Origin of the sequence: Burkholderia sp. AU31624, from assembly GCF_020420065.1 — a bacterium.
Classification (GTDB): domain Bacteria; phylum Pseudomonadota; class Gammaproteobacteria; order Burkholderiales; family Burkholderiaceae; genus Burkholderia.
In genome coordinates this window covers 254,834-278,085 of the sequence record NZ_JAIZRT010000010.1, presented here as the reverse complement: position 1 = coordinate 278,085, position 23,252 = coordinate 254,834, and the positions used below count along the sequence as shown (strand labels likewise).

Sequence of the window (23,252 nt, the reverse complement as noted above, 5' to 3'; positions counted from 1 at the left end):
TCGTGAGCGAACCCTTTTATCGCTCAGGAAAAGATGGTACAAACCGTTCTAAATTGATGGTGAGAATTTATGCTCAACTGGGATGAAGAGAAGACTGCCGTAACTCCCGCGAGCGGAGCGCAGCAAAACGCGATGCGCACCTCCGCAGGAACGGCTGTCGGACTGCAGGCTGCAACGCCTGCCGCCCATCAGGTCCGCGACATTTTCGAAGGCGATCTTGCGGTGCCCCCGCAAGCATCGGCTGTTCCCGCCGGCGGTTCGGAAGCGCGGGTCAATGTCGCCGACAAGCGCATCATCAACGGCCAGACTGACGTCAATCAGCTGGTGCCGTTCAAGTACAAGTGGGCGTGGGAAAAGTATCTGGCCGGTTGCGCGAACCACTGGATGCCGCAGGAAATCAACATGTCCCGCGACATCGCTCTGTGGAAGGACCCGAACGGTCTGACCGAGGACGAGCGCCGCATCGTGAAGCGCAACCTCGGCTTCTTCGTGACGGCCGATTCGCTCGCGGCGAACAACATCGTGCTCGGCACGTACCGCCACATCACGGCGCCCGAGTGCCGGCAGTTCCTGCTGCGTCAGGCGTTCGAAGAGGCGATCCACACGCACGCGTACCAATACATTGTCGAATCGCTCGGCCTCGACGAAGGCGAGATCTTCAACGCGTACCACGAGGTCACGTCGATCCGCGCGAAGGACGAATTCCTGATCCCGTTCATCCACACGCTGACGGATCCGGCCTTCAAGACCGGCACGCTCGAAGCGGATCAGAAGCTGCTGAAGTCGCTGATCGTGTTCGCCTGCATCATGGAAGGCCTGTTCTTCTATGTCGGGTTTACGCAGATCCTCGCGCTCGGCCGCCAGAACAAGATGACGGGTGCTGCAGAGCAATATCAGTACATCCTGCGCGACGAGTCGATGCACTGCAACTTCGGCATCGACCTGATCAACCAGATCAAGCTCGAGAATCCGCATCTCTGGACCGCCGAATTCCGCGCCGAGATCCGCGAGCTGTTCAAGCAGGCTGTCGAACTCGAATACCGCTACGCCGAGGACACGATGCCGCGCGGCGTGCTGGGTCTGAATGCGTCGATGTTCAAGAGCTATCTGCGCTTCATCAGCAACCGTCGTTGCCAGCAGATCGGCCTCGATCCGCTGTACCCGAACGAGGAAAACCCGTTCCCGTGGATGAGCGAGATGATCGACCTGAAGAAGGAACGCAACTTCTTCGAGACGCGTGTGATCGAGTATCAGACGGGCGGCGCGCTGTCCTGGGAATAACCCGCAGCAGCGAACCCGTCACATGATGGAACAGCCGGCGGCCTCTCGGCCCCGGCTCAAGGTTTAGGAGCAAGAACGCCTGATGCAAAGCATGCCCGGTGCCTTAACGGCACGACGACACGACAGGCACTTTGCGAACCCTTCAGTGGGATGGGCAAACTTCCCTCCGGAAAAAGCGGACGGCCGTGTGGCGGTCCGCTTGATCAAGCGATTAGGGGTAGCGGCGCGAGGTGCGCCGGCTACCGACTTGATTTGGCGCGCGAGGCCGAGTGGCCACGCGCGCCATACCGTATTCATTAGCGTAAGCGCGTGGTATCCGCGTACGCCGATGAATAGCCCGCTTCGAAGCGCACGTCCTGAACAGCGTCCGCGGGAAGCGGGTTTTGACGAAGGGTGTAGTTTGAACTGACTCTCATCTGAACCTGAAGGAGAACAACATGGCACTTGCCAAGAAGAAACCGGCTGCAAAGAAGGCCGCAGTGAAGAAGGTCGCTGCGAAGAAGGCTGCTGCTCCGGCGAAGAAGGCCGCTGCAGTGAAGAAGGTTGCTGCGAAGAAGGTCGCGGTGAAGAAGGTTGCCGCGAAGAAGGCAGCACCGGCGAAGAAGGCAGCAGTGAAGAAGGTTGCTGCGAAGAAGGTCGCAACGAAGAAGGTTGCAGCCAAGAAGGTCGCAGTGAAGAAGGTTGCCGCGAAGAAGGCAGCACCGGCGAAGAAGGCCGCAGCGAAGAAGGTTGCCGCCAAGAAAGTCGCAGTGAAGAAGGTTGCTGCGAAGAAGGCCGCACCGGCTAAGAAGGCTGCTGCGAAGAAGGCCGCGCCGGCGAAGAAGGCTGCTGCGAAGAAGGCTGCGCCTGCGAAGAAGGCTGCCGCGAAGAAGGCTGCGCCTGCTGCGAAGAAGGCTGCCCCTGCGAAGAAGGCCGCTGCTCCGGCGAAGAAGGCTGCCGCTGCTGCTCCGGCTGCCGCTCCGGCTCCGGCGAAGAAGGCCGCGGCTCCGAAGAAGGCTGCTGCTCCGAAGAAGGCCGTCGTGAAGAAGGCTGCGCCGGCAACGACCGCGTCGACCGCATCGGTTGCGCCGGCATCGGGCGTGAAGACCGCGCTCAACCCGGCAGCGGCATGGCCGTTCCCGACCGGCAGCCGTCCGTAATCGAGGCTGACCTGCACCACCCGGACACTCACGTGGTGTCCGTGGGTTGAGTAGCGCTACTCAATCAGTCCCGCCATCTGGCTCAGGTGGCGGGATTTTTTTTGTCCGTCGTTGCCGATGTGCCCGCATCCCGGACACCCACAAGCCGGCTGCGGCGAGCACGGACGAAAAAAAACGCATGTGCAGCTTCGCACATGCGTTCGACCGCGGCTTGCGCCGCGTGCTGAGGTACCTGTTAGTGCGTGACGCGCGTGACGCCGCCGCTCGACAACAGTCGCACGCGTTCGCCGGCGCGGAACGCTTCGCCGCTTGCAGCCTGCGTGATCGAGCGCAGATCGCCGTTGTCGAGGCGCACGGTGATTTCGACACCGTTCGCCGTGCTGAGGTTTTCGCCAACCGCGTTGCCCGCGACCGCGCCGACGAGGCCGCCGGCGATCGCGGTCAGGATCGACCCCTTGCCGCCGCCGATCGCGCTGCCTGCCACTGCGCCGAGCGCGCCGCCGCCGAGTGTGCCGATCGCGCTGCCGCCGCCGTCGGACTGGATGCGCACCGCGCGGACGCTTTCGACGGTGCCCATGCGGACCGTCTGTTCGCGCTGCGCCTGGCCGACGCTATAGACATCCGCCGAACCGGGTGCGGTGAAGCAACCGGTGAGCGTCAGCGAGGCCGTCAGCATGGCCGCGAGCGTGAGGGTCTTTTTCGTCAACATCTTTGCTCTCCCACAAAATTCATTTGAGACTGTAACCGAATGCAGTCTCGAAGCGTGCGTCGATTTCGGCGCGCGTCAGTACGTAAGTCTGGGGCCCCTGGTGGGCGATTTTGATCGAGCCCATCAGGCTCGCGAGGCGGCCCGTGGTTGCCCAGTCGAGGCCATGCTCGATGCCGTACAGCAAGCCACCCCGGAAGGCGTCGCCGCAGCCGGTCGGATCGGAGATCTGCTCGGCCGGCACGACAGGAATCTGCTCCGTGCCCTGTTTGTGGCGGATGGTCGCGCCGTGCTCGCCGCGCGTAATGACGAGGGCATCGACCCGGCTGGCGATTTCATCTTCGGACCATCCCGTCTTGTCGCTCACCAGCTTGGCCTCGTAGTCGTTGACCGCTACAAAGGTCGCAAGTTCAATGCTGCGGCGCAGCGTCGCACCGTCGAACAGCGGCAGGCCTTGGCCCGGATCGAACACGAACGGCACGCCGGCCTTGGCGAGTTCTTCCACGTGCTGCACCATCCCGTCGAAGCCGTCGGGGCCGACGATCGCGAGCTTGATGTCCGGCGCGTCGCCCGCGTGGTTCAGGTGCGACTGCATCATCGCGCCCGGGTGGAACGCCGTGATCTGGTTGTTGTCGAGATCGGTCGTGATCATCGCCTGCGCGGTATACGTGTCGGGCAGCACGCGAACGTGGTCGCGGCGCAGGCCGAGCTGGTCGAGCCGGTCGAGATACGGCTGCGCGTCGAGCGCGCCGATCGTCCCCATGATGCGCGCATCGCCGCCGAGCAGGTGCAGCGCGTACGCGATGTTGCCCGCGCAGCCGCCGAATTCGCGGCGCATCGTCGGCACCAGGAAGCTCAGGTTGATGAGGTGCACCTGGTCGGGCAGGATGTGCTCGCGGAACCGCCCCTCGAAGGTCATGATGGAATCGTAGGCGATCGAGCCGCAAATCAACGTAGCCAAGGTGTGCGTTCCTGTAGAAATGAGGGACCCTGCGCGACAACGCCGCGCGAAAGGCGCGGCGCGGCAGGGGAAAGCGGAAGAAAGCTTACTTCAGTGCGGCGAGCGCGGCATCGTAGTTCGGCTCGTCCTTGATTTCGCCGACGAGTTCCGCGTGGATCACCTTGTCCTGCGCGTCGAGCACGACGACCGCACGTGCGGTCAGGCCGTTCAGCGGGCCGCTCGTCACGTCGACGCCGTACGCGTTCGCGAACGCGCGGCCGGTGCGGAACGTCGAAGCCGTCACGACATTCTCGAGGCCTTCGGTCGTGCAGAAGCGCGTCGCAGCGAACGGCAGGTCGGCGGACACGACGACGACGACCGTGTTGTCGAGCGACGATGCGGCTTCGTTGAACTTGCGGGTCGACGTCGCGCAGGTCGGCGTGTCGAGGCTCGGGACGATGTTCAGCACCTTGCGCTTGCCCGCGAAGCTGGCGAGCGACAGGTCGGCGAGGTCCTTGCCGACCAGCTTGAAGTCGGCGGCTTGTGCGCCGACGGCCGGGAACGTGCCGGCGAGATCGATCGGGTTGCCACCCAGCGTAACTTTGCTCATGTTCGTGCTCCGAAATAGCGCGCCGCTCGGGCGCGCGGGTTGAGACGGGCGCGCAGGCGCGCGCCGCGGCGCGTCACGGATAGAAAATCTGGACGCGGAAATTCGAGGCGGGCGCACCGTTCGTGTCGACGCGGACGACCATCGTCTGCGTCGTGCCGGGCGGCAGCCCGGCGTCGATCGGCGTGCCCGGGCGCACGTAGTCGCGCGGCGCGAGTACGCGGCGCACGGTCACGTGGTTGGTGTCGTCGAGCAGCGTCAGCTCGAGCGACGGGTAGGCGAGTGCGACGCGGTAGCGGTTCGTCAGCGGCACCTTCAGCTCGAGCTCGCGCGGGCCGTCGAGCTGGCGCAGGTCGGTCGCGTCGAGCCGCAGGCCGTCGATCGCGCGCGGCGGCGCAACCGTGCAGCCGAGCGGCGCGCAGGCCTGCCGGAACCAGCCCTGCGTGACGGGCCAGTAGATCATCAGCGTTTCGCGCTGCCACCATGCGAGTTGCCCGACGAGCAGCACGGCGAGCACGGCAGCGACGAGGCCACCGAAAAAGCCGCCGAGCATGCCGCGCCGCTGCGGCGCGCGGGTTTCCCGCGTGACGGCGAAATGCGGACGATCGTCGTCGGTCAGCGCAGCGGGGAAGGGGGCGGCCGGCGCGTGGGTCGTGGCGGCGGGCGTCTCGTCGTGCCGCGTGGTGCCGGAGTCGGGCTCGGGCGCGGCTTCGGTGACGGCTGGCGCAGGCGCGAACGCAAAGCGCGGTTCGCGCGGCGCGCGCTCGTCGTCCTGCACGGCGAAGTGCGTGGTTCCGACGGGTTCGGCGGCGTCGCGAGCGGTCTCTGCGTCCGACGGAAGGTGCGCGACGAAGCGGGGCTCACGCGGGTCGCGTTCGACAGGCGCGGCCGATGGTTCGGCATCCGGCGGCGATTGCGTTTGCGTTTGCGTCTGCAGCGATTCGGCCGGTTGTTCGACGGCAGCGGAGGCGGGTAGCTCGGCCGGGGAGGGCGCGAACGGTGCGGGCGTACCCGACAGATGCACGACGCCGGCTTCGATGGACGGAAGGGCAAGCGGGATCAGCGGCTCGGTGCGCACGGTCCGCACGTTGTGCTGCAGCGACGGGTCGACGCCGGCATCGAGCCACGGCGCCCACATGTCCCAGCCTTCGGGCTTGTAATCGGTGTCGGAAGGTGACCCGGCCGGCGCTTCGGCGGCGAACAGCCGAGGCGGGGCCGGATGACGCGCATCACCGTCATCCTGCGCGGCAGCCGGTTCGGTCAGGACCGGCTCGGGCTGCTGCGCGTGCTCGGGAACGAGCGACTCGGACGCGTTGAAGACTTCGTGGCAATGCCCGCAGCGCACGAGCCCTTGATGCAGCGAGAGCTGTTCCTGCTGCAGCCGGAAGACGGTTTCGCAATGAGGGCAGCGCGTCGCAAGAAGCATGTCGAGCCGGGCGGCCTGCTGGCCAGAGTGAAGGACAGCGCTATTCTAATGGCTTTCGCGTCGGGTTCCGGCGAGGCATACCCAACCTTCGTGCTCACGCCAGACCGAGATGTCGACATAGCGTGCGTAGACGGCCGCCACTTCGTCCGCCTGGCGCGCGAGCACGCCCGACAGCGCGATGCGCCCGCCCGGCTTGACCTTCGATGCGAGCATCGACGCCATCAGCTTCAGCGGATTCGACAGGATGTTTGCGACGACGATGTCGAATTCACCGTCCGGGCACGCATCGGGCAGCCCGTACGTGACTTCCGCATGGTTGCGTTCGCTGTTCTGCCGCGCCGATTCGACCGCTTGCGGATCGATGTCGATGCCGATCACGGGGTTCGCCCCGCATTTCTTCGCGAGGATCGCGAGAATGCCCGAGCCGCAGCCGTAGTCGAGCACCGACTGGCCGGGCTGCACCGACTGCTCGAGCCATTCCATGCACAGGCGCGTGGTCGGGTGGCTGCCGGTGCCGAAGGCGAGGCCCGGATCGAGTTCGAGGATGAGCGCGTCGGGATCGGGCGCATCGTGCCACGACGGCACGACCCAGATCCGCTCGCCGATCGGGATCGGCTCGAACTGCGATTGCGTGAGACGCACCCAGTCCTGCTCTTCGACTTCGCGGACGGTGAATGCCGGTGTCTCGGCGACGCCGATCTCGTTCGCGGCCGCCGCGAGCAGCACGGCCGGCTCATGGTCGGCCGCGAGCAGCGCGACCACGCGCGAGTGCTGCCACGCGGTGCGGTCGGGCACGAGGCCCGGCTCGCCGAAGAGCGGCTGTTCGTCGGGCGTGTCGGCGTCGGCATCTTCGACCGACACCGACAGCGCGCCGAGTTCGAGCAGCGCGTCGGACAGCGCCTCCGCATGCTCACGGGCCAGTTCGACGACGAGTTCGCGATAGCTCATGCTTACGCTTCTTCCGGTGCGACCTGCTGCTTCTGGGCGAGCCGGTTTTCGAGGTAATGGATGCTGGTGCCGCCTTCGACGAACTTCGAATCGATCATCAGCTCGCGGTGCAGCGGGATGTTGGTCTGGATGCCTTCGACGACCATTTCCGACAGCGCGATGCGCATCCGGCTGATCGCCTGCTCGCGCGTTGCGCCGTAGGTGATCAGCTTGCCGATCATCGAATCATAGTTCGGCGGCACGAAATAGCCATTGTAGGCGTGCGAATCGACGCGCACGCCGGGGCCGCCCGGCGTATGCCACGACGTGATCCGGCCCGGCGACGGCGTGAACTTGAACGGATCTTCCGCGTTGATCCGGCATTCGATCGCGTGCCCGCGGAACTGGATGTCGCGCTGGCGCAGCGTGAGCTTCTCGCCGGCCGCGATGCGGATCTGTTCCTGCACGATGTCGACGCCCGTGATCAGCTCCGATACCGGGTGCTCGACCTGCACGCGCGTGTTCATCTCGATGAAGTAGAACTCGCCGTTTTCGTACAGGAATTCGAACGTGCCCGCACCGAGATAGCCCATCTTCTTGCAGGCGTCCGCGCAGCGGTCGCCGATGCGGTCGATCAGGCGGCGCGGAATGCCGGGTGCCGGCGCTTCCTCGATCACCTTCTGGTGGCGGCGCTGCATCGAGCAATCGCGCTCGCCGAGCCAGATCGCGTTCTTGTACGCGTCGGACAGCACCTGGATTTCGATGTGGCGCGGGTTCTCGAGGAACTTCTCCATGTACACCTGCGGGTTGCCGAACGCACGGCCGGCTTCCTCGCGGGTCATGTTGACCGCGTTGACGAGCGCGGCCTCGGTGTGCACGACGCGCATCCCGCGCCCGCCACCGCCGCCTGCCGCCTTGATGATGACCGGATAGCCGATCGCGCGCGCAATCTTGACGATCTCCTTCGGATCGTCCGGCAATGCGCCTTCCGAGCCCGGCACGCACGGCACGCCGGTCTTGATCATCGTCTGCTTCGCGGTGACCTTGTCACCCATCATGCGGATCGTTTCGGGGCGCGGGCCGATGAACGTGAAGCCCGACTGCTCGACACGTTCCGCGAAATCGGCGTTCTCCGACAGGAAGCCGTAGCCGGGGTGGATCGCCTCGGCATCGGTGACTTCCGCGGCGCTGATCAGCGCCGGCATGTTCAGGTAGCTCAGGTTCGACGGGGCCGGGCCGATACAGACGGCTTCGTCCGCGAGGCGCACGTACTTGGCTTCCTTGTCGGCTTCCGAGTAGACGACCACCGTCTTGACGCCGAGCTCACGGCACGCACGCTGGATGCGCAGCGCGATTTCACCGCGGTTGGCAATGAGGATTTTTTCAAACATAGCGAGTATTCGTCTCTTCGAGGGGCGCGCGAACGGCGCCTGGCGGGCATCGGCGGCGCGCGGCCCGCAGGCCGCGCGGCGGACTTAGCCGATCACGAAAAGCGGCTGGCCGTATTCGACGGCCTGGCCGTTCTCGACGAGGATTTCCTTGATCACGCCGGCTTTGTCCGACTCGATCTCGTTGAGCAGCTTCATCGCTTCGATGATGCAGATCGTCTGGCCTTCCTTGACCGTATCGCCCACCTGGACGAACGGGTCCGCGCCCGGCGACGGTGCGCGATAGAACGTGCCGACCATCGGCGACGTCACGACGTGGCCCTGCGGGACAGCCGGAGCGGCAGCGCCGCCCGCGGCCGGCGCGGCAGCGCCTTCGGTCGGCAGCGCGGCCGACGGAGCGGGCGCGCTGACTTGCGGGGCATACCCAGCCGTCGGCTGCACGTAGACCGGGGGCGCGTTCTTGACGATGCGCACCTTGCCTTCGCCTTCCGTCACTTCCAGCTCGGAGATGCCGGATTCGGAAACGAGGTCGATCAGAGTTTTCAGCTTACGAAGATCCATCGGGAATTCCCCTTTCAATACGTGAAAGCGCCGGTTAGGGGCCGGCGCTGAATCTAGATCGCGAAATCAGCCGCGCGACGTGCCTTGCAGCTTGTCCAGCGCGTACTCGAGCGCGTACAGATAACCTTTCCAGCCGAGCCCGCAGATCACGCCTTCGGCCTGGTCGGAAAAGTAGGAGTGGTGCCTGAACGCTTCGCGGCGATGCACGTTCGACAAGTGAACCTCGACGAACGGGATGCCAACGCCGGCGATCGCGTCCCGGATCGCGACACTCGTGTGTGTGTACGCGGCCGGATTGATCAGGATGAAATCGGTCTGTTCCTCCCGCGCGGCCTGGATGCGGTCGACCAGCGCGCCTTCATGGTTGCTCTGGAACGACGACAGTTCGGCGCCGGCTTCCCGGGCACGCGCGGCAAGCGCCTGATCGATCTGTGCGAGCGTGACGCGGCCGTACACCTCCGGTTCCCGGGTGCCGAGAAGGTTCAGGTTAGGGCCGTGCAGCACCAGCAATCGTGTCATGGTCGCTTCTATTTCTGCGGAATTGCGCGAACTTTAGCGCTATTTAGAGAAATTTGTCTAGTTTTGCCGAACGGCCGAGCGCGCGCGACCTGCAAGAATTACCGGCGCGCATCCAAAGTGTCGGCGAATTCACGCGAAATTGCGGCGATCGACGGGCAAATTGCCGCCAACGTGCGGGCCGCTGTTCGGGCAGGTTACAGCGCGTCGAGCGTCTTTTTGAGCTCCGCCGGCTGGATTTGTCCCAATTTTGTCTCGCGGATCTTGCCGGTTTCGTCGATGACGACCGTAAACGGCAGTGCGCCGGCCGTATTTCCGAAATTACGGGCCAGATCGGCGCCCGCATATCCGCTGACGAATACCGGGTAATCGACCTTCACCTTCTGCAGAAAGTTCTTCACGTTCTGTTCGGAATCGACGCCGATTCCGATGAAACGGATGCCCTTCTGCTTGTATTGGTGCGACAGCGCGACGAGCTCGGGCATCTCCTCGACGCACGGGCCGCACCATGACGCCCAGAAATTGACGACGACCTTCTGGCCCTTGAACGCGGACAACGTGGCCGGCTTGCCGTCGGTGCCCGTCAGCGACGCCGCCCACAACTGTTCGACGGGGCTGCCGTGCGCGGCGGGCGCGGCGACGGCGACACCGTCGTCGGCCGTGCCGCGGAACCAATGGCCGGCGGCGAGCCCGCCGGCAACGGCGGCGGCCGCGACCACCGCGAGCGCCAACATGCGTTTCATCATCATCGTTGAATCATTCCGGTTCGGAAGGGGTCTTGCCTGCTTCGACGAGCGCGCGCAGCGCGGCGGCATCGGCACGGGCGACCCGGCCGCGCGCGTCGGCCTTGACCGCGCCGCGCAGGTCGTCGCTCGCATAGAGCGCGAGGTGGATGCCGATTGCATCGACGTCGCGCCGCGGGCGCCACAGGAAACTGAGCGTCTCGACGTCGGCGCGGCCCGCGAAGTGCCGCGTCTCGGAGACGTCGTACTGGACATTCTGGTTCAGCAGGTAGATCGCGACGTCCTTCGGGTTGTCGGTGAATGCCTGCAAATGGATATCCGAATGCGCGTTCGCGGTGCCGTTCAGCACGGCGCCCGTTACATAAGGATGGAATTCGGCGAGCCGGCGCATCCAGTCGAGCGCGATTTCGCGCAGGCGGCGCAGTTCGTCCGGCTGCGTGTCGCTCTGGAACAGGGCCAGGTACTCGCGCAGTTCTTCCTCGATCTGGTCGTTATCCGGCAGCCATTCGCCGGCAACGCGCGTATCGCCCAGCAACTGGCGCGCGGCCTTGCGCTTTGCGCCGGCATAGTCCAGGCCGTCCTCCGCGATCAGGCGCGCGGCGGACTGGGCGATTTCCTCGCGGACGCGCCGCGGGTCGAGAAGGGTTTTACGAGACATGATCCGGCAATCATACTCGATCGCCGCAGGGCCCGAGCGCGGGTGCGGCGGCCTGCCGCCCGGCGTGCCGGCACCGTCCGCGCGCAGCGTTCGGGCCGCCGGGCACGGCAGGCCGTCAGTTACAATACTGTTCTTTGTGTCGCGGCAAAAGCCGTTGGCCGGTCGCCGGCCGCACGGCCTGTCCGCCGCGCCGCACACGCATCCTTTCCGAATCGACGGCGCCCGGCGGCGCGAAAGCATTCATCTATGCACATCCACATTCTTGGCATCTGTGGCACCTTCATGGGCGGTCTCGCCGTACTCGCGCGCGAGGCGGGCCACACGGTGACGGGTTGCGACGCGGGCGTCTATCCGCCGATGAGCACGCAGCTCGAGGCGCAGGGCATCACGCTGATCGAGGGCTACGGCGCCGAGCAGATCGACCTGAAGCCGGACCTGTTCGTGATCGGCAACGTCGTCACGCGCGGCAATCCGCTGATGGAGGCGATCCTGGATCGCGGCCTGCCGTACGTGTCGGGCCCGCAGTGGCTCGGCGAGCACGTGCTGGCCGGCAAATGGGTGCTCGCGGTGGCGGGCACGCACGGCAAGACGACCACGTCGTCGATGCTCGCATGGCTGCTGGAAGACGCGGGCCTGAATCCGGGCTTCCTGATCGGCGGCGTGCCGCTGAACTTCGGCGTGTCGGCGCGGCTCACCGATTCGAGCTTCTTCGTGATCGAGGCCGACGAATACGACACGGCGTTCTTCGACAAGCGCTCGAAGTTCGTCCACTACCGGCCGCGCACTGCGGTGCTGAACAACCTCGAATTCGATCACGCTGACATCTTCCCGGATCTCGCTGCGATCGAGACGCAATTCCACCATCTCGTGCGTACCGTACCCGGTGTCGGCCGGATCGTCACGAACGGCCGCTCGGACGCGCTCGAGCGCGTGCTGGCGCGCGGCTGCTGGAGCGAGGTCGAGCGCTTCGGCGTCGACGGCGGCTGGCAGGCGCTGCCGGCCGAGGACGGCGTGCCGGTCGACGAGCGCTTCGCGGTGTATTCGCACGCGGAACGCGTCGGCGAAGTCGCGTGGCAGGTGCAGGGCGATCACAACCGGATGAACGCGCTCGCTGCGATCGCGGCCGCGCGCCACGTCGGCGTGCCGCCCGCGCAGGCGGCCGAATCCCTCGCGTCGTTCCGCAACGTGAAGCGCCGGATGGAAGTGCGCGGCAGCGTGGACGGCGTGACCGTCTACGACGACTTCGCGCACCATCCGACCGCGATCGGCACCACGATCGCCGGCCTTCGTGCCCGCATCGGCCGTCAGAATGCCCGCATCCTCGCGGTGCTCGAGCCGCGCTCGAACACGATGAAGCTGGGCGTGATGAAGTCGCAATTGCCGGCGAGCCTGGCCGACGCCGATCTCATATTCGGCTACGGCGCGCCGACCGGGCGCGACGCGCTCGGCTGGAACCTGGCCGAAGCGCTGGCGCCGCTCGGCGAGAAGGCGCACGCATTCGACGATCTGCACCTGCTGGTGAAGTCCGTCGTCGCAGCCGCCCGCCCGGGCGACCACGTGCTCGTGATGAGCAACGGCGGCTTCGGCGGCGTGCACCAGAAGTTGCTCGATGCGCTCGGGAGCCGCACGTGATCCTGTACCTGCACGGCTTCCGGTCGTCGCCGGAATCGCAGAAGTCGCGCCAGCTCGCCGCGCGCATGGCCGAACTCGGCCGGATTGACGAGTGGCGGTGCCCGTCACTGTCGGTGTCACCGCTCGAAGCAATTGCAGTCGCGGAAGCCGAGGTGGCCGGTGCGCGCGACGTGACCGTCATCGGCAGCTCGCTCGGCGGCTATTACGCGACGTGGCTAGCCGAAAAGCATGGCTGGAAGGCCGTGCTGCTGAATCCGGCCATCGTGCCGCAGCGCGATCTCGAGCAGCATCTGGGCGAACAGCCGCTGTATCACGGCGGCGGCACGATCGTCGTCGAGCGCCGTCACCTGCATGAGCTCGATGCGCTGCGCGTGCCGGCGATCACGCGTGCCGAACGCTACTATCTGTTCGCGGCGACCGGCGACGAAGTGCTCGATTACCGCGAGATGCTTGCGCATTACCCGGGCGCGAAGACGCGCGTGATCGAAGGCAGCGATCACGGGATCAGCGAATTTGCCGACTATGTCGACGACGTTCTCGCCTTTTGCGACGGAAAGACGTCTTAAACCGGCCATGTGCCGATCGAATTCCCATCATCATGCGGCGCCGCCGATGCGGCGCCCGGCAGTCTGAACGAGAGTACTGAGTGAACGTTTTCTTCGAGGAATCGGGCAGTTTCAAGGCGGGCAGCGTGCTGTCGCGCCAGGGCGACGCGTTTCAGGTCGAGTTGCCCGGCGGGCGGCGGGCGAAGGTGCGCGCGAAAGACGTGCTGATCGAATTCGACAAGCCGGCCGCAAGCGAACTGATGCAGGAGGCCGACACGGCCGCGCAGCAGATCGATCTGGATTTCCTGTGGGAATGCGCGCCGGCCGACGAGTTTGCCTATACGGCGCTGGCCGCGGAATATTTCGGCGCGTCGTACGGCCCGGTCGAGCGCGCGGCGCTCGTGTTGCGCCTGCACGGTTCGCCCGTCTACTTCCGCCGCAAGGGGCGCGGCCAGTACCAGCGCGCGCCGGAAGAGCAGCTCAAGATGGCGCTCGCATCGCTCGAGCGCAAGCGCCAGCAGGCGCTCGTCCAGGTGCAGTACGAAGAGGAACTGAAGGCCGGCAAGCTGCCGGAGGCGTTCGCGGGCAAGGTGCTCGGGCTGCTGACGCGGCCGGACAAGAACTCGATCGAATACAAGGCGATGGAAGCGGCGGCCGGTGCGCGCGGCGTGTCGCCGGCGCGGTTGATGCTCGACTGCGGCGGTATCGCGTCGCCGCGTGCGCTGCACGAGGCGCGCTTCCTCGCGGAATTCTTCCCGCACGGCACGGGCTTCCCGGCCGTCACGGTCGGACCGCTGCCGGACGACCTGCCGCGTGCGGACGTCCAGGCGTTCTCGATCGACGACATCACGACGACCGAAATCGACGACGCGTTCTCGGTCGAGCACCTCGCCGACGGCCGCGTGCGGATCGGCGTGCACATCGCGGCGCCGGCGCTCGGCATCGTGCGCGGCGACCCGGTCGACGCGATCGCGCGCACGCGCCTGTCGACCGTCTACATGCCGGGCGACAAGATCACGATGCTGCCGGACGACGTCGTCGACGTGTTCACGCTGAAGGAAGGCGATTACCGTCCGGCGCTGTCGCTGTACATCATCGTCAATCGCGAAACCCAGGAGATCGTCGCGAATGAAACGCGCGCCGAGCTCGTGTTCGTGAAGAGCAACCTGCGGCACAACCACCTCGACGAGCTCGTCAACGAAGAGACGCTCGCCGCCGGCACCGGCGAGTATCCGCACAAGGACGACATCGCCGTGCTGTGGCCGCTCGCGCAGGCGCTGTTCGAGAAGCGTCAGGTCGCGCGCGCGGGCTACGGCCTGAAGCGCGAGGTGCAGCGCAACACCGATTACAACTTCTATGTCGACGGCGAGCACGTGTCGATCACGCCGCGCCGCCGCGGGTCGCCGCTCGACCTGATCGTGTCGGAGCTTGCGATCCTCGCGAACTCGACCTGGGGCGCCTTCCTGCACGACCACACGGTGCCGGGCATCTACCGCTCGCAGCGCGGCTTCGGCGCGCCGGGCCCGAAGCGCACGCGGATGCAGACGACGGCCGCGCCGCACGAAGGCCTCGGCGTGGCGCAGTACGCGTGGAGCACGTCGCCGCTGCGGCGCTACGTCGACCTCGTGAACCAGTGGCAGCTGCTCGCGTGCGTGCAGCATGGCGTCACCGCGAAGCTCGCCGCGCCGTTCAAGCCGAAGGACGCCGACCTGTACGCGGTCGTGCAGGGCTTCGACGATACCTACACGGCCTACGCCGACTACCAGCGCCGGATGGAGTATTTCTGGTGCCTGCGCTGGCTCGCGCAGGAACAGAAGAAGCAGGTCGTCGCGAGCGTCGTGAAGGGCGACCTCGTGCGCCTCGAGGAAATTCCGCTGCTGCTGCACGTGCCGGGGCTCGGCGTGCATGCGCGCGGTACGCGCGTGCTGCTCGACGTGATGGCGCTCGATGAGCTGACGATCGAGGCGTCGGTGCGGTTGCTGAACGTGCTCGACGCGCCGACCGTGACGAGCGGCGACGCGGCCGAGGAAGAGGATGACGCCGAAGGCGGCGACGACACGCTGATCGACACCGAAGACGCAACCGCCGAAACCGAAGCCGAAGCACTGGCGGAAGCGGATGGCGCGGCGGCCGGTGAAGGCGGCGAAGCCGCGAACGGCAACGTCGGCGAAGAGGGGCGCGCATCATGACCGCGACTGCGTCGACGAGCGGCGCCGACCGCTATGTGGTGTTCGGCAACCCGGTGGCGCACAGCAAGTCGCCGTTCATCCACGCGCAATTCGCCGCGCAAACGGGCGAGCCGGTCGAATACACGCACCGGCTCGCGCCGCTCGACGGTTTCGACGCGGCCGTGCGCGCCTTCGTCGCCGAAGGCGGTCGCGGCGCGAACGTGACGGTGCCGTTCAAGCTCGAAGCGCATGCGCTCGCCGACACGCTGTCGCCGCGCGCGGCGGCGGCGGGTGCCGTGAATACGCTGCGCATCGACGCCGACGGCCGCATCCACGGCGACAACACCGACGGTGTCGGCCTCGTGCGCGACATCGAAGCGAATCTCGGCGTGTCGCTGGCGGGCGCACGCATCCTGCTGCTCGGCGCGGGTGGCGCGGCGCGCGGTGTCGTGCTGCCGCTGCTCGACCGAGCACCGCTGTCGATCGGAATCGTGAACCGCACCGCGAGCAAGGCCGAAGCGCTCGTCGGCCAGTTCATGCAGGCCGCGCACGATGCGGGCTGCACGCTCGCGGGCGGCGGCCCCGACGTCGTGCGCGCGGAGCCGTACGACGTGGTGATCAACGCGACGGCCGGCAGCCTCGATGCCGCGCTGCCGGAGTGCGATGCGGCCGCGTTCGGCGCGGGCACGCTCGCGTACGACATGATGTACGGCGCGCAGCCGACGGTGTTCATGCAGCATGCGGCGTCGCTCGGCGCGCGCACGGCCGACGGCCTCGGCATGCTCGTCGAGCAGGCGGCCGAATCGTTCTTCATCTGGCGCGGTGTGCGGCCGGACGGCGCGCCGGTGCTGGCCGCGCTGCGCCAGGCGCTCGCGGCGAGCTGAACGGAGCGCGGCACGTGGTGGCGGTGAGCGGCACGCAGCCCACGCGCACGGTGAGCCCGACGCGCTGGTTCGTCTATGCGGGATCGGTGTTCGCGGGGGCGTGGCTCGCGACGCAACTGTTCTATCTCGCGCAGATCGCGCTGTGGTCGTTCGTGAACCCGGGCTCGACCGCGTTCATGCGCACCGACGCGTGGTGGCTGTCGCGCGACAAGCCGCCTGCGCAGATCCAGCATCAATGGGTGCCGTACGACCAGATCTCGCGCAACCTGAAGCGCGCGCTGATCGCATCGGAAGACTCGACCTTCGCGACCAACAACGGCTACGACGTCGACGCGATCCTGCAGGCGTGGGAGAAGAACAAGGCGCGCGGCCGGATCGTCGCGGGCGGCTCGACGATCACGCAGCAGCTCGCACGCAACCTGTTCCTGTCGCGCGAGAAGAGCTACATCCGCAAGGGGCAGGAGCTCATCATCACGTGGATGCTCGAAACGGTGCTCGACAAGGAGCGGATCTTCGAGATCTACCTGAATTCCGTCGAGTGGGGGCGCGGCGTGTACGGCGCCGAAGCGGCCGCCCGCTATTACTACAAGATTCCCGCAAGCCGGCTCGGCGCGTGGCAATCGGCGCGTCTCGCGGTGATGCTGCCGAAGCCGCGCTGGTTCGACGCGCATCGCGGCTCGGCGTACCAGGCGCAGCGCGCGGCGATCATCGCTCGCCGGATGGGGGCGGCCGCGCTGCCGCAATCGGAGTGAACGGCGCGCTCGCGCCGTCGCATTGACCGTTTCGTCGCCCGTGCGCCCGCAACGGGCCGGTTGTGCGCTGCAGCGCATTCATGTCGCGATCATTTCGGGTCACATCCTTTAGACGAATCCGTCTATTTCGTTTTGCTGAGCAATACCGGGCGTCGTGTGATTTTGTTGCCCGATATGGCGCGAAATTCGGAGATTTTTAGTCTCCCCGGATAAACACGAAAGTCCGTGAAAGGCGGGTGAAATGTAATGTTTCGCAAACCGAAGCATTCCTGAAAGGTGTGCGCCGCACCGGCTGCTCGCCAAATATTTCAAAATTTTTCAAAGCTGACGGCCTCGCGTATATTGGCCAGCGCCTCGGCCTATCGGCCCCAATCGAGGCGGGGGGTGGCTTACCCGGCTGCTCGACACAAAAAACATCCGAGAGAAGGAAAGCAACGATGCCAGCAAGCAAAGCGAAGCTGTTGTTGGGAGTGGTGTTTTCTTCGCTGATCCTGACGGCCTGCAACGACGACGTGACATCGTCTTCTGCTGCGAGCGCCGACAATTCAGCCGATCCCGCCAGTCAGGTGGACAGGGCGTACAACGATCCGAACAGTTATTCGTCGAGCCCGAACGCGTCGCTCGACGCCTCCGCCGCGGTCGAAAAGGCCGCCGTCACGCATCACCAGATCACCCTCAACGGCAAGACGATCCGCTACACGGCCACGGCCGGCCACCTCGTCGCGCGCAATCCGCAGACCGGCGCGCCCGAAGCATCGTTCTTCTATGTCGCCTATACGGCCGACAACCAGCCCGCGGCGAAGCGGCCCGTCACGTTCTTGTATAACGGCGGCCCCGGCTCGGCATCGGTGTGGCTGCACCTCGGCTCGTTCGGCCCGCGCCGGATCCAGACGGGCGACCCGAACGCGAATACGTCGACGTTCCCGTTCGTCGACAACCAGGAAAGCCTGCTCGACACGACCGACCTCGTGTTCGTCGATGCGATCGGCACCGGCTTCTCGGAAGCGATCGCGCCGAACACGAACCAGACGTTCTGGGGCGTCGACCAGGACGGCGGCGCGTTCCGCGATTTCGTGACGCGCTACCTCACCGTGAACCAGCGCAACGATTCGCCGAAATACCTGTTCGGCGAGTCGTACGGCACGCCGCGCACCGACGTGCTCGCGAACCTGCTCGAGACGGCCGGCGTGAAGCTCGACGGCATCGTGCTGCAGTCGTCGATCCTGAACTACAACGTGAACTGCGACATGGCGAGCGACTACATCGGCAACTCGAACAACGGGTCGAGCCCGGTGAGTTGCGCGGGTTTCGTACCGTCGTACGGCACGGTCGGCGCGTACTACCAGCTCGACAACCCGAACCCGTCGAGCCTGCCGCAGTATGCGGACCAGATGCGCCTGCTGACGGCCGGCAGCTACGCGCCGGCCGTGAACGCGTACCTGGCGAGCCATACGCCGCCGCCGCCGACCCTCGTCACGACGATGGTGAATTCGACCGGCGTGAAGCAGTCGCTGTGGAATGCGGACTTCAACGTGATCCCGACTTTCTTCGACAACAGCTTCCAGCTGTCGCTGATCCCGGGCACGCTGATCGGCCGCTACGACGCGCGCGTGAACGTGCCGGTGTCGAGCCCGCTGGCATCCGGCGGCGACCCGTCGAGCACGTTCATCACGAAGCCGTTCACCGACACGATCGGCAGCTACCTGCCGAACGAGCTGAAGTACACCGCGCAGTCGGCCTACTCGGTGAGCAGCAATGCGATCAACACGTGGGACTGGACGCACGACGGCCTCGCGATGCCGGACACGATCCCCGATCTCGCCGCGGCGCTGTCGCTGAATCCGCAGCTGAAGGTGTTGTCGCTGAACGGGTATCACGACATCGCGACGCCGTTCTACCAGACCGAGCTCGACCTCGCGCGGCTCGGGACGCAACCGAACCTGACGATCAAGGACTATCAGGGCGGGCACATGGTCTATCTCGACGACACGTCGCGTCCGCAGGAGAAAGCCGACCTCGTGACCTTCTACAACGCGGCCGCGCACTGATGCTGCGCCTGGCAGGCGACGCGCGCCAGCGGTGGCGCCGCGCCTGCCGTCGACGACCTCATTCCAGACTGGAGCCTGATATGAAGAATCGTTTCATCGTCGTTGCCGCGGCGCTCGCCTGTGTCGGCGCCGCAGCATCCGTATCCGCGTTCGCGCAGGCGAGCGATGCCACCGCGCCGGTGCGTGCGCGCCAGGCGCAGCTCGGCGATCCGTACGTACCGCCGGCCGCGCGCAAGCCGACCGCCGGCACGCAGACGACGGGCGCCGCGCTGCATGCGCAGGTGGTGCGCAAGCTCGCGCGGCAGTTCAGCGCGGCCGACGCGCAGAACACGGGTTCGATCACCGAGTCGCAGGCACGCGCGGCCGGCCTCGGCTATGTCGCGAACCACTTCCGGCAGATCGACTCGGGCGGCAACGGCCGCGTGTCGTTCGCGGACGTCCAGCGCTACATGCAGGCACGCAGCACGAGCAGCCAGCAGTAAGCGCGGCGCGCGGTGAACAAATGGGGGCGGAACCTGCTGCGCGGCGGGTTCCGCCCCCGTGCACATGAAGCCGCCATGACGTCGAAGACGGGCGGATTCGCGCCGAATTCTCATTATCTGGGCAACGCACTCAAATATTGGAGACGAGTGCGTGCGCTCCTACAATCCGAAGCACATCACAGCTTCGGACCCACGCATCGCGCGGCGCCCGACGCACACGGAGACACCTTCCATGAAGTTCGCCGGGCGCTTTATTCGGTGCATCGACCGCCGCCTCGTCGCGACGCCGGACGCCATGCCGGCATCGTGCGAACGGCTTCACCGGTTCCGTTGAAGAAGCCCGCCCCATGACCAAGATGCCCGACACCCTAGCCCTCGACGCCCGGCGTGCGACGCCGGACGATGCGTCGCTGACCGACAGCATCGGTGCGACCAGCACGCCGCTCGATCTCGCCGCGCAGCAGGCCGGTACGCAGACGCTACTGCGCGGCCTTGCGATCCTCGAGGCGATCGCGAACGGCGCGCGCGACATGCGCGCGATCGGCGCGGCGCTCGGCACGACGCGCAGCACCACGCACCGCCTCGTCAGCAGCCTCGTGCAGGCGCGCTACCTGCGCCAGGTGCAAGGCGGTTACCTGCTCGGCCCGAAGCTGATCGAACTCGGCACGATCGCGCTCGAGCAGATGCCGCTCACCGCGGTGGCGCGCCCGCACCTCGAAGCGCTCGCGGAAGCGACGCTCGACACGATCCATCTCGGCGTGCGCGATGGCGACGACGTGCTGTACATCGACAAGATTCCCGGCACGCGCGGCCTCGAGATGCGCTCGCGCGTCGGCCACCGCATGCCGCTCGCGTCGACCGGCATCGGCAAGGCGATGATGCTCGACACGGATCCCGACACGTGGCGCGCGCTGTTCGAGGCCGCCCGGCGGGCGCTTGCCGGCGTCAATTTCAAGCCGGACAACCGGCCCGAGACGAGCGCGTTCCTGCAGCGCATGGCGCATTACGCGGCCGGCGGCTATACGTTCGATCTCGAGGAGAACGAGGCGTCGATCCGCTGCGTGGCCGCGCCGATCCGCGATGCCTCGGGCGCGATCGTCGCGGCCGTGTCGGTCGCGAGCACGATTCCGTACATGCCGCACGACCGGATGGACGAACTGATTCCGCTCGTGCAGCGCGAAGCGCGAGCCATTTCCGCGGAACTGGGCTGGAGCCCGCCGCAGGGTACCCGCAGGATCAAACGATGACGACTTCGACCCGGCCCGTTCCGGATGCCAGTTTCGCCACCCCGTCGCTGATCGCGCTCGACTGGGGCACGACGTCGCTGCGCGCTTACCTGTACGACGCGCGCGGCGCGCTCATCGACACGCGCAGCCGTGCGGCGGGCGTGATGCATGTGCCGGGCGGCGGCGCGCGCGCGTTCGACGCGGTGTTCGAGGAAGCGTGCGGCGACTGGCTCGACCGCACGCCGGGCCTGCCGGTGCTCGCCGCCGGAATGGTCGGCAGCGCGCAGGGCTGGCGCGAGGCGCCGTACGTCGCGGTGCCGGCCGGCGCCGACGCGCTCGTCGCGGGCCTCATCACGGTGACGACGGCGCGCGGCACGACGATCTCGATCGTGCCGGGCGTCATCTCCACGGGCGAGCTGCCCGACGTGATGCGCGGTGAAGAGACGCAGATATTCGGTGCGCTCGCGAGCGATCCCACGCTTGGCACCGATCGTTCAGGGGTACTGATCGGCTTGCCGGGCACCCATGCGAAATGGGCGTGGGTGAGGGACGGGCTGATCGAGCGCTTCCAGACCTTCATGACGGGTGAGCTGTTCGCGGTGCTGCGCGACCACACGATCCTCGGCCGCACGATGCGCGCCGGCGCGTCGCCCGATCGCGCGGCGTTCGTGCGCGGCGTCTCGGTCGCGCGCGGCGCGCAGCGCACCGGGCTGCTCGCGACGATCTTCAGCACGCGCACGCTCGGCCTGACCGACCGGCTCGCGCCCGATGCGCAGGGCGACTACCTGTCCGGGCTGCTGATCGGCCATGAGCTCAACGCGCTCGACGCGATGCTCGCGGAGCGCGGCATCGCGCTCGCGGACCAGCCGCTGCTGCTGATCGGTGATGACGGCCTATGCGCGCGCTACGCCGACGCGCTCCAGGAATTCGGCCACCCGCCCGCCCGCGTCGTCGCACACGCGACCGACCGCGGCCTGTGGCGGATCGCGTCGCGCGCCGGGCTCGTGCGCGCGGATGGCGAGCCCGTTTGCGCCGACCAATGAACTGATTGCCGAGGAACCTTCGATGCCGTCCGACCTGACCTTGCCCGCACCCTACGCGCCCCACGCCGCGTTGATGCGCGCGTTCGACGCGTGCCCGCTGATCGCGATCATGCGCGGGATCACGCCCGCCGAAGCGGCCGACCACGGCCGTGCGCTCCATGAAGCCGGCTTCCGGATCATCGAGGTGCCGCTCAACTCGCCCGATCCGTTCGACAGCATCGCGGCGCTGCGGCGTGCGCTGCCGGACGACGCGATCGTCGGCGCGGGGACCGTGCTGCGCGCCGAGTATGTCGACCGCGTGCAGGACGCGGGCGGCGCGCTGATCGTGATGCCGCACAGCGACGCGGCCGTGATCCGCCGCGCCCGCGAGCGCGGCCTCGCGAGCGCGCCGGGCGTGGCGACGCCGACCGAAGCGTTTGCGGCACTCGCGAACGGCGCCGACGTGCTGAAGATGTTCCCGGCCGAGCAGCTCGGCGTGCCGGTCGTGAAGGCGTGGCGCGCGGTGATCGACCGCGCGGTGCCGCTGATCCCGGTCGGCGGCATCTCGCCCGACAACATGGCGCCGTTCCTCAATGCCGGCGCGAACGGTTTCGGGCTCGGCTCGGCGCTGTACCGCCCCGGCCAGTCGGCCGACGCGACCGCGGCGAACGCGCGCGCGTTCCAGGCCGGCTTGCGCGTCGCGCGCGGCGGAGCCGCATGATGGGCCGCCTCGCGGACAAGGTCGCGATGGTCACGGGCGCGGGCCGGGGCATCGGCGCCGCGATCGCCCGCGCGTTCGTTCGCGAGGGGGCGGCCGTCGCGCTCGTCGATCTCGACTTCCCGCAGGCGCAGCGCACGGCCGCCGGGATTGCGCACGAGGTCGCCGGTGCGCGCGTGCTGCCGCTGCAGGCGGACGTCGCGCGGCAGGACGCGGTGCGCGACGCACTGGCACGGACCGAGGCGGCGTTCGGCCCGCTCGACGTGCTGGTGAATAACGCGGGCATCAACGTGTTCGCCGATCCGTTGACGATGACCGACGACGACTGGCGGCGCTGCTTCGCGGTCGACCTCGACGGCGTGTGGCACGGCTGCCGCGCGGCGCTGGAGGGGATGGTCGAACGCGGCCGCGGCAGCATCGTGAACATCGCGTCGACGCACGCGTTCAGGATCATCCCGGGCTGCTTTCCGTACCCGGTCGCGAAGCATGGCGTGCTGGGCCTCACGCGCGCGCTCGGCATCGAATACGCGGCGCGCAACGTGCGCGTGAACGCGATCGCGCCGGGCTACATCGAGACGCAGCTCACGCGCGACTGGTGGGACGCACAACCCGACCCGGCTGCCGCGCGCGCCGACACGCTCGCGCTGCAGCCGATGAAGCGGATCGGCCAGCCGGAGGAGGTCGCGATGACGGCCGTGTTCCTGGCGTCCGACGAGGCGCCGTTCATCAATGCCGCGTGCATCACCGTCGATGGCGGGCGCGCGGCGCTGTATCACGACTGACGCGATTGACGTAACGATTCGAAAGACCGCACGTGCGACGGCCGCGCGCACGCAGTGTCGAAACCAACAAGCGGCTGCATCCTGTTCGATGAAAACAAGGA

Annotated in this window: 24 protein-coding genes; 14 read left to right on the top strand and 10 right to left on the bottom strand. The window is 67.0% G+C overall.

Features of this window, described 5'->3' with window-relative positions; all coding sequences use genetic code 11:
• The first annotated feature begins 69 nt into the window (after positions 1 to 69).
• The 3 genes from LGM89_RS31775 to LGM89_RS31765 all read left to right on the top strand — a co-directional run bounded on the left by LGM89_RS31775 (position 70) and on the right by LGM89_RS31765 (position 2,420).
• A complete protein-coding gene (locus LGM89_RS31775) occupies positions 70 to 1,281 on the top strand; it encodes a ribonucleotide-diphosphate reductase subunit beta (protein ID WP_039353057.1) in 1,212 nt (403 codons plus the stop codon).
• An 82-nt stretch (positions 1,282 to 1,363) separates the two neighbouring features.
• Positions 1,364 to 1,690, top strand: coding sequence for a hypothetical protein (locus LGM89_RS31770; protein ID WP_089455555.1), 327 nt, complete (start codon positions 1,364 to 1,366; stop codon positions 1,688 to 1,690).
• A gap of 28 nt (positions 1,691 to 1,718) precedes the next feature.
• On the top strand, positions 1,719 to 2,420 hold the full coding sequence (locus LGM89_RS31765; RefSeq protein ID WP_089439185.1) for a histone H1-like DNA-binding protein: 702 nt from the start codon (positions 1,719 to 1,721) through the stop codon (positions 2,418 to 2,420).
• A 235-nt stretch (positions 2,421 to 2,655) separates the two neighbouring features.
• Here LGM89_RS31765 and LGM89_RS31760 read toward each other — a convergent pair whose 3' ends face one another.
• The 10 genes from LGM89_RS31760 to LGM89_RS31715 all read right to left on the bottom strand — a co-directional run bounded on the left by LGM89_RS31760 (position 2,656) and on the right by LGM89_RS31715 (position 10,892).
• On the bottom strand, positions 2,656 to 3,129 hold the full coding sequence (locus tag LGM89_RS31760; protein WP_021161893.1) for a glycine zipper 2TM domain-containing protein: 474 nt from the start codon (positions 3,127 to 3,129) through the stop codon (positions 2,656 to 2,658).
• 19 nt (positions 3,130 to 3,148) lie between these two features.
• Complete coding sequence (locus LGM89_RS31755; RefSeq protein WP_226275060.1) at positions 3,149 to 4,087, bottom strand: carbohydrate kinase family protein; 939 nt, start codon at positions 4,085 to 4,087, stop codon at positions 3,149 to 3,151.
• A gap of 85 nt (positions 4,088 to 4,172) precedes the next feature.
• On the bottom strand, positions 4,173 to 4,676 hold the full coding sequence (gene tpx / locus LGM89_RS31750) for a thiol peroxidase (RefSeq protein ID WP_027783488.1): 504 nt from the start codon (positions 4,674 to 4,676) through the stop codon (positions 4,173 to 4,175).
• A 73-nt stretch (positions 4,677 to 4,749) separates the two neighbouring features.
• A complete protein-coding gene (locus LGM89_RS31745) occupies positions 4,750 to 6,099 on the bottom strand; it encodes a zinc-ribbon and DUF3426 domain-containing protein (protein WP_226275059.1) in 1,350 nt (449 codons plus the stop codon).
• Positions 6,100 to 6,144: 45 nt separating this feature from the next.
• Positions 6,145 to 7,047 (bottom strand): 50S ribosomal protein L11 methyltransferase, encoded by a 903-nt coding sequence (gene prmA, locus LGM89_RS31740; protein WP_089455557.1) that lies wholly within the window; start codon positions 7,045 to 7,047, stop codon positions 6,145 to 6,147.
• Between the two features lie 2 nt (positions 7,048 to 7,049).
• Positions 7,050 to 8,417, bottom strand: a complete 1,368-nt coding sequence (accC, locus tag LGM89_RS31735; RefSeq protein WP_021161890.1) for an acetyl-CoA carboxylase biotin carboxylase subunit — start codon at positions 8,415 to 8,417, stop codon at positions 7,050 to 7,052.
• Between the two features lie 84 nt (positions 8,418 to 8,501).
• Positions 8,502 to 8,975: an acetyl-CoA carboxylase biotin carboxyl carrier protein gene (gene accB / locus LGM89_RS31730; RefSeq protein WP_046544894.1), complete on the bottom strand. Its 474-nt coding sequence runs from the start codon at positions 8,973 to 8,975 to the stop codon at positions 8,502 to 8,504.
• A gap of 66 nt (positions 8,976 to 9,041) precedes the next feature.
• Positions 9,042 to 9,494: a type II 3-dehydroquinate dehydratase gene (gene aroQ / locus LGM89_RS31725; RefSeq protein ID WP_011350880.1), complete on the bottom strand. Its 453-nt coding sequence runs from the start codon at positions 9,492 to 9,494 to the stop codon at positions 9,042 to 9,044.
• 194 nt (positions 9,495 to 9,688) lie between these two features.
• Positions 9,689 to 10,240 carry a TlpA family protein disulfide reductase gene (locus tag LGM89_RS31720; RefSeq protein ID WP_046544895.1) on the bottom strand — a complete coding sequence of 184 codons (552 nt, stop codon included), beginning with the start codon at positions 10,238 to 10,240 and terminating at the stop codon, positions 9,689 to 9,691.
• Positions 10,241 to 10,247: 7 nt separating this feature from the next.
• Positions 10,248 to 10,892: a hypothetical protein gene (locus LGM89_RS31715; RefSeq protein ID WP_039353186.1), complete on the bottom strand. Its 645-nt coding sequence runs from the start codon at positions 10,890 to 10,892 to the stop codon at positions 10,248 to 10,250.
• A gap of 42 nt (positions 10,893 to 10,934) precedes the next feature.
• Here LGM89_RS31715 and mpl point away from each other — a divergent pair, with 42 nt between their 5' ends.
• From mpl to LGM89_RS31660, 11 genes are all read left to right on the top strand, one after another.
• Positions 10,935 to 12,524 (top strand): UDP-N-acetylmuramate:L-alanyl-gamma-D-glutamyl-meso-diaminopimelate ligase, encoded by a 1,590-nt coding sequence (gene mpl / locus LGM89_RS31710; protein ID WP_413227490.1) that lies wholly within the window; start codon positions 10,935 to 10,937, stop codon positions 12,522 to 12,524.
• Complete coding sequence (locus tag LGM89_RS31705) at positions 12,521 to 13,090, top strand: YqiA/YcfP family alpha/beta fold hydrolase (RefSeq protein WP_089424450.1); 570 nt, start codon at positions 12,521 to 12,523, stop codon at positions 13,088 to 13,090. The genes mpl and LGM89_RS31705 overlap by 4 nt, the downstream gene beginning before the upstream one ends.
• Positions 13,091 to 13,170: 80 nt before the next feature.
• Positions 13,171 to 15,258 (top strand): ribonuclease catalytic domain-containing protein, encoded by a 2,088-nt coding sequence (locus LGM89_RS31700; RefSeq protein WP_089494063.1) that lies wholly within the window; start codon positions 13,171 to 13,173, stop codon positions 15,256 to 15,258.
• Positions 15,255 to 16,121 (top strand): shikimate dehydrogenase, encoded by an 867-nt coding sequence (gene aroE / locus LGM89_RS31695; protein WP_089494064.1) that lies wholly within the window; start codon positions 15,255 to 15,257, stop codon positions 16,119 to 16,121. The genes LGM89_RS31700 and aroE overlap by 4 nt, the downstream gene beginning before the upstream one ends.
• A gap of 14 nt (positions 16,122 to 16,135) precedes the next feature.
• Positions 16,136 to 16,873, top strand: a complete 738-nt coding sequence (mtgA, locus tag LGM89_RS31690) for a monofunctional biosynthetic peptidoglycan transglycosylase (protein ID WP_089439193.1) — start codon at positions 16,136 to 16,138, stop codon at positions 16,871 to 16,873.
• 437 nt (positions 16,874 to 17,310) lie between these two features.
• Positions 17,311 to 18,921 (top strand): S10 family peptidase, encoded by a 1,611-nt coding sequence (locus tag LGM89_RS31685; protein ID WP_226275055.1) that lies wholly within the window; start codon positions 17,311 to 17,313, stop codon positions 18,919 to 18,921.
• 80 nt (positions 18,922 to 19,001) lie between these two features.
• On the top strand, positions 19,002 to 19,403 hold the full coding sequence (locus LGM89_RS31680) for an EF-hand domain-containing protein (RefSeq protein WP_226275053.1): 402 nt from the start codon (positions 19,002 to 19,004) through the stop codon (positions 19,401 to 19,403).
• A 347-nt stretch (positions 19,404 to 19,750) separates the two neighbouring features.
• The gene (locus LGM89_RS31675) at positions 19,751 to 20,650 is read left to right on the top strand and encodes an IclR family transcriptional regulator (RefSeq protein WP_089439195.1); all 900 of its coding nucleotides are present in this window, start codon (positions 19,751 to 19,753) and stop codon (positions 20,648 to 20,650) included.
• Positions 20,647 to 21,672 carry a 2-dehydro-3-deoxygalactonokinase gene (locus LGM89_RS31670; RefSeq protein ID WP_226275051.1) on the top strand — a complete coding sequence of 342 codons (1,026 nt, stop codon included), beginning with the start codon at positions 20,647 to 20,649 and terminating at the stop codon, positions 21,670 to 21,672. Before LGM89_RS31675 ends, LGM89_RS31670 begins: the two co-directional genes overlap by 4 nt.
• 22 nt (positions 21,673 to 21,694) lie before the next feature.
• A complete protein-coding gene (locus LGM89_RS31665) occupies positions 21,695 to 22,372 on the top strand; it encodes a 2-dehydro-3-deoxy-6-phosphogalactonate aldolase (protein WP_089495230.1) in 678 nt (225 codons plus the stop codon).
• A complete protein-coding gene (locus LGM89_RS31660) occupies positions 22,372 to 23,151 on the top strand; it encodes an SDR family oxidoreductase (protein ID WP_226275086.1) in 780 nt (259 codons plus the stop codon). Before LGM89_RS31665 ends, LGM89_RS31660 begins: the two co-directional genes overlap by 1 nt.
• Positions 23,152 to 23,252: the final 101 nt, after the last annotated feature.

Coding starts and splice junctions, on each gene's coding strand:
- LGM89_RS31775 (WP_039353057.1), top strand. CDS start 70: ATGCTCAACTGGGATGAAGAGAAGACTGCCGTAACTCCCGCGAGCGGA.
- LGM89_RS31770 (WP_089455555.1), top strand. CDS start 1,364: ATGCAAAGCATGCCCGGTGCCTTAACGGCACGACGACACGACAGGCAC.
- LGM89_RS31765 (WP_089439185.1), top strand. CDS start 1,719: ATGGCACTTGCCAAGAAGAAACCGGCTGCAAAGAAGGCCGCAGTGAAG.
- LGM89_RS31760 (WP_021161893.1), bottom strand. CDS start 3,129: ATGTTGACGAAAAAGACCCTCACGCTCGCGGCCATGCTGACGGCCTCG.
- tpx (WP_027783488.1), bottom strand. CDS start 4,676: ATGAGCAAAGTTACGCTGGGTGGCAACCCGATCGATCTCGCCGGCACG.
- LGM89_RS31745 (WP_226275059.1), bottom strand. CDS start 6,099: ATGCTTCTTGCGACGCGCTGCCCTCATTGCGAAACCGTCTTCCGGCTG.
- prmA (WP_089455557.1), bottom strand. CDS start 7,047: ATGAGCTATCGCGAACTCGTCGTCGAACTGGCCCGTGAGCATGCGGAG.
- accC (WP_021161890.1), bottom strand. CDS start 8,417: ATGTTTGAAAAAATCCTCATTGCCAACCGCGGTGAAATCGCGCTGCGC.
- accB (WP_046544894.1), bottom strand. CDS start 8,975: ATGGATCTTCGTAAGCTGAAAACTCTGATCGACCTCGTTTCCGAATCC.
- aroQ (WP_011350880.1), bottom strand. CDS start 9,494: ATGACACGATTGCTGGTGCTGCACGGCCCTAACCTGAACCTTCTCGGC.
- LGM89_RS31720 (WP_046544895.1), bottom strand. CDS start 10,240: ATGATGATGAAACGCATGTTGGCGCTCGCGGTGGTCGCGGCCGCCGCC.
- LGM89_RS31715 (WP_039353186.1), bottom strand. CDS start 10,892: ATGTCTCGTAAAACCCTTCTCGACCCGCGGCGCGTCCGCGAGGAAATC.
- aroE (WP_089494064.1), top strand. CDS start 15,255: ATGACCGCGACTGCGTCGACGAGCGGCGCCGACCGCTATGTGGTGTTC.
- LGM89_RS31685 (WP_226275055.1), top strand. CDS start 17,311: ATGCCAGCAAGCAAAGCGAAGCTGTTGTTGGGAGTGGTGTTTTCTTCG.
- LGM89_RS31680 (WP_226275053.1), top strand. CDS start 19,002: ATGAAGAATCGTTTCATCGTCGTTGCCGCGGCGCTCGCCTGTGTCGGC.
- LGM89_RS31675 (WP_089439195.1), top strand. CDS start 19,751: ATGACCAAGATGCCCGACACCCTAGCCCTCGACGCCCGGCGTGCGACG.
- LGM89_RS31670 (WP_226275051.1), top strand. CDS start 20,647: ATGACGACTTCGACCCGGCCCGTTCCGGATGCCAGTTTCGCCACCCCG.
- LGM89_RS31665 (WP_089495230.1), top strand. CDS start 21,695: ATGCCGTCCGACCTGACCTTGCCCGCACCCTACGCGCCCCACGCCGCG.
- LGM89_RS31660 (WP_226275086.1), top strand. CDS start 22,372: ATGGGCCGCCTCGCGGACAAGGTCGCGATGGTCACGGGCGCGGGCCGG.